Source organism: Glycomyces buryatensis, assembly GCF_004912275.1.
GTDB lineage: Bacteria > Actinomycetota > Actinomycetes > Mycobacteriales > Micromonosporaceae > Glycomyces > Glycomyces buryatensis.
On record NZ_STGY01000072.1, the window covers coordinates 207508 to 219538 of the forward strand.

Sequence of the window (12031 nt, forward strand, 5' to 3'; positions counted from 1 at the left end):
GCCCCGCCCGCCATGGCACGATCCGACCTAGACAGGAAACCGGACGTTCCCGAACGGGGAGCCGGCCGCGGAACAGAAGAAGGAATGGGAGATCCATGAAGGCGAACACCAAGGCACTGGCAGTGGGAACCGCGGCGACGGCGGTCGCCGCCGGGGCGGCGATCCTCATCCGCATCAAGTTCAAGCAGAGCGCGAACGTCGGCAGGGTCCGCCTGAACAAGTTCGACCGCTGGTTCGACACGCTCGACACCGCCGGGAACGACTACATCACCGAGGCGAACCTGATCGAGGCCGCCACCCGCGTCCTCGGCGCCCGCGGCGTCCCCGTCGACAGTCCCATGGGCCTCGAGCTCCGCGAGGCCACCCAGCGACTTTGGACCGAGTTCATAGCCCCGAACGCCGTCGGCCGCGAAGGCCGCGTCGGCCGCAGGGAACTGCATTCCGCGCTCGCCGAGAACATGCTCGCCGACCAGATCGCCGCGGCCGCCAAGCTCGCCTCGATCGCGGACGCCTATTTCGCGATCGCCGACGAGGACGGCGACGGCCTCATCAGCTCCGGCGAGTTCGTGCAGCTACTGCGCAACTGGAACGGCGTCGACTACCAGGAGAGCCACCGGGTGTTCGAGTATCTCGACGCCGACCACGACAACCGGATCTCGCCCGACGAATGGCGGAGCGCCATCTTCGGCTTCTTCCTCGGCAGTGAGCGCAACCATCCGGCGAACGACCTCATGGGCAAGGTCGGCAGTCCGATCCTGGCCCCGGTCGAGTTCTGACCGGAACGCAAGCGGGCCTCGGGTGCGGTGTCGAGCGGCGCCGCCCCGGGGCGTCACCGGCCCTCGTAGGGCGCCCACCCGAGCCGGAAACCGTCCACGGTCGCGCCGATGGCGGCAATCCGGCGACCGTAGGCGAACGCGGCTCGGGTTGACAATCGGCCGTATTGCCATAAGGTCTTGATCGGTAAATACATGGTACCGATCTAAGGAAGTACGCCTCGTGAGCCGGAAGATCATCCGCCACGCGCCCATCGTCAAGGGCGTCCCCCACCTCCTCCACGGCGGTGACTACAACCCCGACCAATGGCTGCGGTCCAAGGACGCCATCTGGAAAGAGGACATGCGTCTCGCCCGGCTCGCCGGGGTGAACACGCTGTCGGTCGGCATCTTCGCCTGGGCCGCACTCGAACCCGAAGAGGGCCGATACGAGTTCGGCTGGCTCGACGAGATCCTCGACCTCATGGCCGAGAATGACATCACCGCCGTGCTCGCCACCCCCTCCGGTGCCCGACCCGGCTGGATGAGCCACCGGTATCCCGAGGTCCTGCGAGTGAACGGCGACCGCACCAGGAACCGTCACGGCGGCCGCCACAATCACTGCCTCACCTCCCCGGTGTACCGGGAGAAGACCCTCGCGATCAACACGGCGCTGGCCGAGCGCTACGGCGAGCACCCCGCGCTCGGCGTCTGGCACCTCTCCAACGAGTACGGCGGCGAATGCCACTGCGACCTGTGCCAGGAGCGGTTCCGCGGGTTCCTGCGCGACAAGTACGGTTCGCTTGACGAGCTGAACCAGGCGTGGTGGTCGGCGTTCTGGGCCAAGACCTACTCCGACTGGTCCCACGTCGAGTCCCCGAGCACGCACTGGCGCGGCGAGCAGGACATCCACGGCCTGCACCTGGACTGGATGCGGTTCACCACCGAGCAGTTCGTCGACTTCTACCTCCACGAGGCCGCGCCGCTCAAGGCGATCACGCCCGAGATCCCGTGCACCACCAACCTCATGGGCACCTACCCGGGCATCGACTACTTCCGGCTCGCCCAGGTGCTCGACGTGGTCTCGTGGGACTCGTACCCGCAATGGAGCGGCACGGACCGGGACGTGCGCACCGGCGTCGAGGCCTCCTTCCACCACGACCTGACGCGCAGCCTCAAGGGGAAGCCGTTCATGCTCATGGAGTCCTCTCCGTCGGCCACCAACTGGCGGCCGGTCGCCAAGCTCCACCGGCCCGGCGTCCACATGCTCCAGTCGATGCAGGCCGTCGCCCACGGCTCGGACACGGTGCAGTACTTCCAGTTCCGCAAGGGCCGCGGCGGCTCCGAGAAGTTCCACGGCGCGATCGTCGACCACGAGGGCACCGAGAACACCCGCGTGTTCCGCGACGTCGCCGAGGTCGGCGAGCGCCTCGCCGGGCTCGACGCGGTCGTGGGCACCGCGACGCCCGCCGACGTCGCGCTCGTCTACGACTGGCACAACCGGTGGGCCCTGGACGACATGAAGGGCCTGCTCCAGAACAAGACCGGATACGCGAGCACGGTGGTCGACCACTACCAGGCGTTCTGGCAGCAGGGTGTGCCCGTGGACGTCGTCGACGGCTCGCTCATCGCCGCGCCCGGCGGGCTGGACCAGTACCGCGTGCTCGTCGCGCCGATGCTCTACATGCTCCGGCCCGGGGTGGCCGAGGCCGTGAACGCGTTCGTCGAGCGAGGCGGCACCTTCGTCGCCACGTACGCCACCGGCTATGTCGACGAGAACGACAAGACCTTCCTCGGCGGCTTCCCCGGCCCGCTCCGGGACACGCTCGGCGTCTGGGCCGAGGAAATCGACGCCCTCTACCCCGACGACCGGAACGCGATCGCCTGGAACGGGAGGGAATACGAGGCGTTCGACCTGTGCGAGCTGATCCATGCCGAGGAAGCCGAGGTCCTGGGCGCCTATGGCGCGGACTTCTACGCGGGCCGACCGGCGCTCACCGTGAACCGCCGCGGCGAGGGCAAGGCGTACTTCATCGCGGCACGGACCGGTGCGGACTTCCTCGACGACTTCTATCGCACGGTGATCGCGGAGACCGGCGTCGAACGCGTCCTCGACGCGGACCTTCCGGCGGGAGTCACGGCGCAGGTCCGCAGCGACGGCGACACCGACCACGTGTTCGTCCTCAACTGCAACCCGACCCCGGTGACCGTTGAACTCGACGGCGAACTCCTGCCGCTCGAGCCGCATGGCAACACCGTTCTCGAACGGCCCCGCAAGGGCGGCAACGCCTCCTGAATGCCAAGACTGGGCAGGGACGAGCGTTCGACTCGGCCTTGCCCGGTCGCCGGTGCGTCCCCCAGCGGTCGACCCAGCGCAGGAATCGCTCGACGGCGCGGCCGATCAGTACTTCAGTTGCCGGAGACGTCAGCAGGTGGAGTTGGTCTGCGTCAGCAGGCCGAGCCGCCAGGGCAAGAGGTTGTACGGGCCGGAGGCGTCCGGGTCCTTACCCTGGTAGAGGAACCGAAGGTCGCAGGGGCTGACCGTCAGCGTCTGATCGATGCCGCTGCGGATCAGCTCCCCATGGCTGATGTCGCGCGTCCAGGCCGTGCCGTCGAACGTGACGTTGCTGTAGCGGGCGAACGGGTTCTCCTTGGTGTCGGCCAGAGGAGTCCAGGGTCCGGTGATGGACTGGGAGGTCCAGGAGCGGAACATGCGGCCCTCTTGGGCGATGGCCTCGACCATCAGCAGGTATTCGCCCGTGCCGTCGAGTTTGTACACGTTGGCGCCCTCGAACAGCCAGTGGTGGTTGGGGTCGTGCATCGCGATCACCGGTGCGGAGAAGCCGTTCGGGAAGTTCGCCACCGAGGTCTGCGCCCGGTACAGGTTCCCGTTGTCGTCCGAGGAGTACATGTGGCAGTTCGCGCTGTCGCAGACGGTCCAGAAGTCGAGCCACTGCCCGCTGCCCATGTTGTCGAGCACGATCTGCGGAGTCTTGGAGTAGAACGGCTTCGGGGCACTCCACGAGCTCGGGTTGCCGATGTCCGTGGTCGTCGAATAGGCGACGTTGTCACCGATCTGGTACGTCAGGTACCACTTCTGTTGGGGCGCGAAGTAGAACACCTGCGGCGCCGCCTTGTACCCCGCGCCCATCGCCGACCGGTCCAGGAAGTGGAGCTGCGCGGACCCGGCCTGCGACCAGTCCGTGAAGCTCAGGTACGCCAGGCTGTATCCCTGGTTGACGCTCACGACGCTGACGAACACGTGGTACCTGCCGTTGTGGTACACGACCGACGGGTCCTTCACGGACACGATGTTGTGGGTCGAGTCCGACTTCGGCGCGACCAGGATGCCGCTTGAGTCCCACGTGAAGCTCGACGGCAGGCTGGTGCCGCCCTTCGCGACGTCGAGGAGGTCGATGTTCGCCAGTCCAGCGCTCGTGGTGCCCGCGAGCCTGATGGTGTTGGCGCCCGCCTTCAGGGACACGGTCACGTTCTTGACCGTCCAATTGCTCCAGGCGGCGTTCGACTCGAACGGCACATTGGTCTGGACCACGGTCCCGTTGACGCTGAGCGATGCAGGGCGACTGGTGCTGCTCCCGTTCGCGTACTTGAAGCCGAGCGCCACGGTGCCCGCGCTGGCGGCGTTCACTGTGAACTGGACGCCCGTACCACTCTGGTTCGGCGGATTGCAGAAGCCGGTACCGGAGAACCCGGAGTGGTTGGAGTCCACGGTGCCGTCGCACACGGCACTCTCGGCCTCGTACCGGCTCGCCTGCGCGCTGGCGGTCGGCGCGTGCACCGCGCTCACCACGAACAGCGCCGCTGCCAAAACGACCGGCATGACGGCAAACTTCAGCAGCCGACCCATCGGAACTCCTCACTGACTAATCGAAATATATCGATACACACAGTGTGGCAGAAACATTCGTCGACTACAAGGATCGTTTCAATGACTCAGTCTTTCGGAGGCGCGGTGCTGGCGCGGGCGACCAAGGTGGTCGCCAGTTCAATGCGGGTCTGCGTCACGGTCCGACCGGCAACCTGCTCCAGCAGCAGCTTCGCGGCGGTGGCGCCCATCTCGGCAAACGGCTGGCGCACAGTCGACATCGGCGGGCCGCACCACCGGGTGTACGTGACATCGTCGAAGCCCACCACGCTCAGATCGCCGGGGATACCGACGCCGGCATGGCGTGCGGCCTCGTAGACCCCGAGCGCCTGCAGGTCGTTGCCGCACAGCAGGGCGGTCGGAGGGTCGGCGAGTCCCAGCAGCTCCTTGCCGAGTGCCACTCCCTCCTCGAACGAGAACCACATGCCCGTGCGGACCAAGCGTCGGTCCAACGGCGCACCAGCGGCCTCCATGGCGGCACGCGCGCCTTCGAACCGGTCCCGGGCGCACAGCCGCTCGAGCGGCCCGGTGATCACGCCGATGCGGGTATGGCCGAGGTCGAGCAGGTGCTGTGCGGCGGCGACGCCACCGTGCCGGTTCGCCGCAGCCACCGAGGGGACCGGACGCAGCGGTTCACTGATCGGATCGAGCACCACCATCGGGATGCCGCTGGCCGCCAGAAGGCCGTGCTGCTCGGACGTGAAGCCGATATGGGCGACGATCACACCGGTCGGGCGGCGCGCCAGCAGTTCCCGCGCCCAACCGCGGCCGGACGACTCCTCCTGTCGCGCATCGGTGAAGGCCACTGCCAGCCCATGCTCGGCGACGACCCCCTGCACGCCCCGCATGACCTCCACGGCGATTTGGCCGTTCATGCCGTAGAAGGTCACCTCGACGCTCGCCGCCCGAGTCACCTTCTCCGGGCGGCGATACCCCTCTTCCCGCAGCAGCCGCTCCACGCGCCTCCGCGTCTCGGCGGCCACTCCCGGACGCCCGTTGAGCACCTTCGACACGGTCGGCGCCGACACTCCGGCCATCTGCGCGACCGCCGCGACCGTCAATTGACGCCCCTCCCGCTCTTTGGGTCGCTCGGAGACGGTGCCCTCTGGGGCTGCGGCGCCGCCGTTCTTCTGCCCTTTCGCGGACTCTCCACCCCGCCCTCGGGCTGCACGAGTCTTCGAACGCTCGGCGGCCTCGTCGAGCAGGCGAGCGCGCACCCGCTCGGCCTCGGCCTCGGCGTCCGGGCCGGCGGGCACCGTCTCCGTCAAGTAGCGGCGCTTCCCGGACACCGGGTCGAGGCCGTCGTAGACCCGCACCCGCAGCGACCCACTCGGGAGCCGTTCGATCTCACCGCGGGACCGCCGCGGACCGGAAGGAGTCCTCATGGAGCCATCCTAGCGACGAGGATCGTGCCAGTGGGACTCGATGTAGCTCCATGAACGGCTCCACGAGCGGTGGAAATCGGCGATCTCCGAACGCCTTCAACGCCGTCCGGCCGGAGGGGCGCCGCGAGAGTCGCTTCTCATGGTTTCGAGCTGTTTCATTCATGCGTTTCGACAAGAAAGTCGTTCCACAGTGACCATGCACAATGTATTGACGTATTCCTATCTTCGAATTAATCTCTGTGAATGGCGATGACAGGACGCCAGTTCAGTTGTTCGCCGAAACCGACCAATGCGGCGCGTGTCGATTCCGCGTCGCAGGAGGAGGAACCATGACACCCCGTCGAGGCCGATCAGAGTCCGCAAGGCCGCAGTCGCTGCGTCGACGGTCGCTACTGGCGGCGGGCACCGCGCTACCGATCCTCGCGAGCGCGAAGCCCGCCGCGGCGCAATCCGGGGTGGTCGTCGAGCCGTCGATCGTGCAGCAGACGATCCTGGGTTTCGGCGGCATGAACCACACGGTCTGGATCAACGATCTGACCCCCGGCCAGCGCGAGACGGCGTTCGGCAATGGACAGGGGCAGTTGGGCTTCACCGTGCTGCGGATCCCGGTCTACGAGGACCGGTCGAGGTGGAGCGGCGAAGTCGCGACCGCCCGGCGCGCCAGCGAGCTCGGGGCCAAGGTCATCGCCTCGCCGTGGAATCCGCCGGCGTCGATGACCGAGACCTTCTCCGGTGGCAAGCGCCTGCGCCACGACGAATACGCCGCCTACGCGCAGCACCTCAACGACTTCGTTTCGTTCATGAGCGACAACGGGGTCAACCTGTACGGCATCTCGGTGCAGAACGAACCGGACTACGCGCACGACTGGACGGCGTGGACCCCGAGCGAGATCGTCAGATTCCTGCGCTACAACGCCGGATCGCTCAACGCCAGGGTCATCGCACCGGAGTCGTTCCAGTACCGCAAGAACCTCTCCGACCCCATCCTCAACGACCCTCAGGCCCTGGCCAATCTCGACATCCTCGGCGCCCACCTCTACGGCACCCAGTCCGCGGACCTCCCCTACCCGAACTTCCGGGAGAAGGGCTCCGGCAAGGAGCTGTGGATGACCGAGGTCTACCACCCCAACAGCAGCGACTCGGCCGATCTCTGGCCCCAAGCGCTCGACGTCGGCGAGCACATCCACCGGTCGCTGTTGTACGGCCGGTTCCAGACCTACGTGTGGTGGTACATCCGCCGCTCCTACGGCCCCATGCGCGAAGACGGCCGGATCAGCAAGCGCGGAGCGAACATGGCGCACTTCTCGAAGTGGGTCCGCCCGGGCTACTCGCGGATCACCGCGACCGCGAACCCTCAGTCGAACGTCTACATCACGGCGTTCAAGAGCGGCTCCAAGACCGTCATCGTCGCCGTCAACAAGAACAGTTCACCGGCGTACCACCCGTACACCATCAAGGACACCGGGTCCGCGAGCGTCTCGACCTGGCTGACGGATGCGAACCGGACCCTCGAGCACTACAACACCTTCAACATCTCGAACGGCTCCTTCAACGCCCAACTCCCGGCCCGCAGCATCAGGACCTTCGTCGTGGAGTAGCTCCAATCGCGAACGAACCTCACCGAGGTTCGACCGGAGTCGCCTGCCCGGGGGCCCGTTCGTCCACGACCACCAGATCCGGTGCGAAGTGGGCCACGCCCGCGGCCAACTCGGGAGCGCACCGGTAGGAGAGCCGGACACTGTGCTTCTGCACCCCGCCGGGCAGCCATTCCGGAACGCCGTTGGGCCGCAAGTCACTCGCGGCCCAATCGCGCCCGCTCGCAACCTGCTGGAAGCCCTTGGTCCGGGCGGTGTCCGGCACGATGCCTACCTGCGGTTCCCAGCCGGGAATGAACCCGAGCCGTCTGACCCTCCGGCGCCAGATCACGATCCGATCGATCTCGCCCCACCGCACGGAGACCTTGGCCTTGCCGCGGAGCCGGACTCGGTCGGCGTCCAAGCGCACCACCGGGGCACGGAAGAACAAACTGATCACCAGCGCCAGCGGGTAACCGAGCGCTCCGACGACGAGCATCAGCATCCCGGCCCAGGCGAACGTCGGCACGTCGTACTCACCCGTGATCGGGTCGCGGGCCATCGCCTCACCGGTGCCGGCGGCGGCCAAGAGCCACGGGGAGGCGAGCAGCACAAGGAGGCCGAACGACAGCCAAAGCCAGGTCGACGGTTCGATACGGTCCTTGACGGTGATTTCGGTGAGACGATCGTTCCCGGACATGTGCAGACCTCACGTTCGAGTGGAGTCTCATTATGCCGACACGGAGCCAGCCGGAGGTCCCCGGTGATCCGTCCAGGACAAAGGGCTGTCCGTACACTCGCGGCAATGAGTGAACCCATCGGGCCGTGCCGTATCGCCTCCTGAAGCGGGACCTCACCACGCGGCATCAGGCCCATCAGCTCGAGGAACTCACCCATGGCCAGCAGTGACATGCTCCCCTACGTCTACCGGATCACCAAGTACGATCCCGCCGACCGCGACGACTCAGGCCACTACATCGGCGCCGAGGAGATAACCAGTGACCACGGCCCGATCGAAGCGGCGTATCTCCGAGCGGTGGCCGCCTTCGCTGAGGACGCCGGCATCGAGCGACTGGCCATTCGGGAGCCAGAGGCCGCAAGTTTCGTCCACTTCGGTGTCGAGCCGGCCCTGCCGGGTCATGGCCTGGCCGGCATCTTCCCGCCGGACCTGACCGGCTACCACGACGGCGCAAAGGTCACTGTCGATGTCGGGCTGGAACTGGTCCGGGCGATGCTCCGCGACAACGGCGCGTGGTGCCGGTTGGAGGTGGAGGGCGCGTTCGCCGTGCATGTCGGATGGGACCAGTACGTCTATGTAGGCACCAGCACGCCGAGCGCCAACGCCTTGGCCCGTACCCGCGCACTCGGACTCTTCCCTGAACGCCTGGACACCTCCCCCTACGACGTGACGTTCGATGAGCACGACGGCGAGCAACGCCCCGCCGACGACGAATTCTGGGCCCGACTGGAGTGGCTCGTCGCCATGGGCAAGGCCGCGATCCTGGAAGAGTGCTTCGTCCGCAACGCCTCCCGCTGGCACCGCCTCACCAAAGACACATTGGACACCGTGCGTGCCCGACTCAATCCACGCGCGCAGTTGACCGTCTGGCCGGATCTGTCCACGGACGTCGAGGCGGTCATCGCAGGCCTCCCCGACGAGGGCCTGGTCGAAGTCGTCTGGGAGGACGAGGACGGGCGGATCACCGGCACCGTCGCTGACGAGACCCAGTTCCGTGAACTGGCCGAAGAAGTCAGCCGCGCCCGAGCCGCGACCGCATTGTCCTTGTACACCGATGAACGCCATCCCCTCTTCACCGCGGTCCTGCCCGACAGCGATGGCGTGTTGCGGGCTCGATGGCGGACCGAACCGACGCCGAGCGACCGGCACTGGGCCATCCTGAAGACGCTTCACAGAGGACAACTGTGCACGGGGACGGTGACCGAGATCGCTAGCTTCGGCGTCACGTTCGTCGACATCGGCGGCTTCACCGCGATGATCAACATTCCCGAATTGTCCTGGCGGCGGATCGACCACCCCACTGACGTCATATCGGTCGGCCAGGAGATCACCGCCAAGATCCTCGACGTCGACATGGTGCGGGAGCGTGTGACGCTCTCACTGAAGGCACTGCAGGACAATCCAATGCTCGAAGACGACAGCGACGGAACCGACCCCCGCTGAATCAGCGGGTCCGGTAGCGCGCGAGCGACAGCGGGCTCGTGATCGCTGGGGGTCGACCAGGCCCGACGTTCAGCACTCGTCGTTGCCGACAAACACATAGGACACAGTGATCTGGTCGTCGAACGACCGACGCGTTCCAGCCTCCGGGTTCTGTTCGATGGCCTCGCAATCCTCGTATGCGGGTCCCTGGTCGGTTCGCCGAGTGCCCTCGGCCACCACGTTGGTGAATCCGGCCTCGGCAAGCTCCTGCTTTGCCGCGGCGATCGAATCGCCGACGACGTCAGGTACGGTGCCGGTGGAGGCCACCGCTTCCTCCTCCTCTTCTTCTTCCTCCTCCCCCGTAGTGGTAACGGGGCCGGGGGGCGTCGGTTCCGCGGAGGTGGCGGAATCGTCGCCGTCCTCTTCCCGCGGCTCGGACGTCGGTGGGGTGCTGGTCTCCTCGCTTTCGGGACCGTCGGCGTCCGTCTCGCTGGAGCTCGCATCGCCGGTCGCGTCGAAATAGGTCGGAAATGCCGCGTCGTCCGAGTCGGTGTCGACGCGGGGGTCATCGGTGTCCTGCGGGGCGCGGTTGGCCAGGGAGACTCCAATGACGGCGGTGACCGCGATGAAGAGCACCAGGATCGCCACCAGGACACCGGGGCTGGGCTGCAACCGAGTCGGGGGCGGGACCTCGGGATGGGACGCGTCGCTCTGCGGCCGGGCGAGCGCGGCGAGCGCCGATCCCTCGGCGATCACGAGTTCCGGTATCTCGGGCAGGATCGGCTCGACTCTGAGGTGCAGGCGAAGGATGCTCGCGACCAGCGGCGTCCGGCTCGCCCCGCCCACCAGGAGCAGACCCGCGAGCTGATCCGCGCCGACCCCCGCCTCTAGCATGACGTCCCTGATCAGGGCCACCGTCTGGAGGATCGCGGGAGTGAGACTCTCGTCCGCCTCGTCGCGCATCAAGCGCAGCTCACGGCCGAATCCAGGCAGGGAGACCGTTGCGGTCGGGTGGTCGGTCAGATGCTCGCGGGCGCGCCTGACCTCCTCGAGAAGGGTCTCTCGCAGCGTGGTCTCGGCCGGGTCGGCCTCCCGTTTCCAGAACTCGGGATTGTCGGTGCGATACCGGCTCGCGAGGTAGTCGAGTAGGAGCCGGTCGAATTCGCGCCCGCCGACGCCGTCGTCGCTTCCCGCGGCCACCACGTGGTACTGGTCGCCTTCGCGGCGGACGACGCCGACATTGCACGATCCCGCTCCGAGACCGTAGACGAGGAGCGGCGTACCGGGATCCGGTTCGCAGTCTCGCATTTCGGCGAAAAATCGGGCGGCGGCCTCGGGCTCGGACACGAGTACGACCCCCTCGAACCCCGCGTTCGCCGCGGCTTCGGCATGCGCTCGGCGCCGGGTCGAATCCCAGGTGGCGGGGACTGCGAGGGCGACCGACGCAAGCTCGTCCGGGCGCCCCTGCCGGGCGGTGCGGATCGCCGCGGAAAGGGCGTCGGACACCGGATCCTCGATCGCGGTTCGGTCGACGTGCCGGGTCTCAGATCGATCGTCGCTGCGGCGAGTCGACACTGTAGTGGACGACGACCCCAGATCGACACCTACGCCAACGGCTCGCGGCACAGAATACATAAATATGAGCCTATATGTTGGAAACGGTACGGTTCCAGGGGTCCGACGTGCTTTTCGTTCGCCCGCTTGAAGAAACCACCCCGGACAACGCGGAACCGGTGGAACCTCCAGGCCGGTGCCCACCGCAACCTCACCGACCACACGGCATCGGGATAGAACACGTTCCTCGAAATTCAACGAAACCATTGACATTTGTCAATATTCTGATGGATCATAGTTTCACTAGTCGATCCAACAAAAAATCCCATCCGGAAGCCCCCTTCGGACTGAGATGCACCTCGAGAGACGGAGGCCCGAGCCGGGACCCGCATCAGGAGGGATCAGCGGCTCCGCCGCTCCGGATCCAACGGCGAGGGAGAGACATGCGATCCGCGCGGAAACGGTGGTCCCGTCGTCAGCTCTTCGCGACGGTCGCGACCGCGACGAGCGTGGCAGCCGGCGCCTTCGGCTTCCGCGGGACGCCGGTGCGGCCACCGTGATCTCGAGCCGCTCGGATCGCGAAACCTGTACGGCACCTCCGGTGGCCAGGTTCGCTGGAACACCGGCGTCGACAGGTTCTTCAAACGTCACTATCAACAGGGAAGATTAGAAAGGGGAAGTACACGTGGGTTCAAGAAAGGGAAGGTTCAGGGCCGCGT

The 12031-nt window shown here is 66.8% G+C and carries 8 protein-coding genes; 4 read left to right on the top strand and 4 right to left on the bottom strand.

What is annotated here, in order from left to right; genetic code table 11:
- Positions 1-95: 95 nt before the first annotated feature.
- Together FAB82_RS22185 and FAB82_RS22190 are read left to right on the top strand one after the other, a co-directional pair.
- The gene (locus tag FAB82_RS22185; RefSeq protein ID WP_136536735.1) at positions 96-776 is read left to right on the top strand and encodes an EF-hand domain-containing protein; all 681 of its coding nucleotides are present in this window, start codon (positions 96-98) and stop codon (positions 774-776) included.
- Positions 777-996: 220 nt separating this feature from the next.
- Complete coding sequence (locus FAB82_RS22190) at positions 997-3048, top strand: beta-galactosidase (RefSeq protein WP_136536736.1); 2052 nt, start codon at positions 997-999, stop codon at positions 3046-3048.
- 129 nt (positions 3049-3177) lie between these two features.
- Here FAB82_RS22190 and FAB82_RS22195 read toward each other — a convergent pair whose 3' ends face one another.
- Positions 3178-4620 (bottom strand): non-reducing end alpha-L-arabinofuranosidase family hydrolase, encoded by a 1443-nt coding sequence (locus tag FAB82_RS22195; RefSeq protein ID WP_136536737.1) that lies wholly within the window; start codon positions 4618-4620, stop codon positions 3178-3180.
- An 86-nt stretch (positions 4621-4706) separates the two neighbouring features.
- On the bottom strand, positions 4707-5954 hold the full coding sequence (locus tag FAB82_RS22200) for a LacI family DNA-binding transcriptional regulator (protein WP_211116774.1): 1248 nt from the start codon (positions 5952-5954) through the stop codon (positions 4707-4709).
- A 398-nt stretch (positions 5955-6352) separates the two neighbouring features.
- On the opposite strand from FAB82_RS22200, the gene xynC reads away from it, so the two are divergent.
- Positions 6353-7621: a glucuronoarabinoxylan endo-1,4-beta-xylanase XynC gene (gene xynC / locus FAB82_RS22205; RefSeq protein WP_136536738.1), complete on the top strand. Its 1269-nt coding sequence runs from the start codon at positions 6353-6355 to the stop codon at positions 7619-7621.
- Positions 7622-7640: 19 nt separating this feature from the next.
- Here xynC and FAB82_RS22210 read toward each other — a convergent pair whose 3' ends face one another.
- Positions 7641-8297, bottom strand: coding sequence for a hypothetical protein (locus FAB82_RS22210; RefSeq protein WP_136536739.1), 657 nt, complete (start codon positions 8295-8297; stop codon positions 7641-7643).
- 210 nt (positions 8298-8507) lie between these two features.
- Between FAB82_RS22210 and FAB82_RS22215 the strand changes: the two genes are divergently transcribed.
- On the top strand, positions 8508-9779 hold the full coding sequence (locus FAB82_RS22215; RefSeq protein WP_136536756.1) for a S1 RNA-binding domain-containing protein: 1272 nt from the start codon (positions 8508-8510) through the stop codon (positions 9777-9779).
- A gap of 69 nt (positions 9780-9848) precedes the next feature.
- On the opposite strand, the gene FAB82_RS22220 is transcribed toward FAB82_RS22215, so the two are convergent.
- Positions 9849-11264, bottom strand: a complete 1416-nt coding sequence (locus FAB82_RS22220) for an Hsp70 family protein (protein WP_168801719.1) — start codon at positions 11262-11264, stop codon at positions 9849-9851.
- Positions 11265-12031: the final 767 nt, after the last annotated feature.

What these genes read in the sequence shown, in the direction of transcription:
- FAB82_RS22195 (WP_136536737.1), bottom strand. Translation starts at nt 4,620, where the DNA reads ATGGGTCGGCTGCTGAAGTTTGCCGTCATGCCGGTCGTTTTGGCAGCG.
- FAB82_RS22185 (WP_136536735.1), top strand. Translation starts at nt 96, where the DNA reads ATGAAGGCGAACACCAAGGCACTGGCAGTGGGAACCGCGGCGACGGCG.
- xynC (WP_136536738.1), top strand. Translation starts at nt 6,353, where the DNA reads ATGACACCCCGTCGAGGCCGATCAGAGTCCGCAAGGCCGCAGTCGCTG.
- FAB82_RS22215 (WP_136536756.1), top strand. Translation starts at nt 8,508, where the DNA reads ATGCTCCCCTACGTCTACCGGATCACCAAGTACGATCCCGCCGACCGC.
- FAB82_RS22210 (WP_136536739.1), bottom strand. Translation starts at nt 8,297, where the DNA reads ATGTCCGGGAACGATCGTCTCACCGAAATCACCGTCAAGGACCGTATC.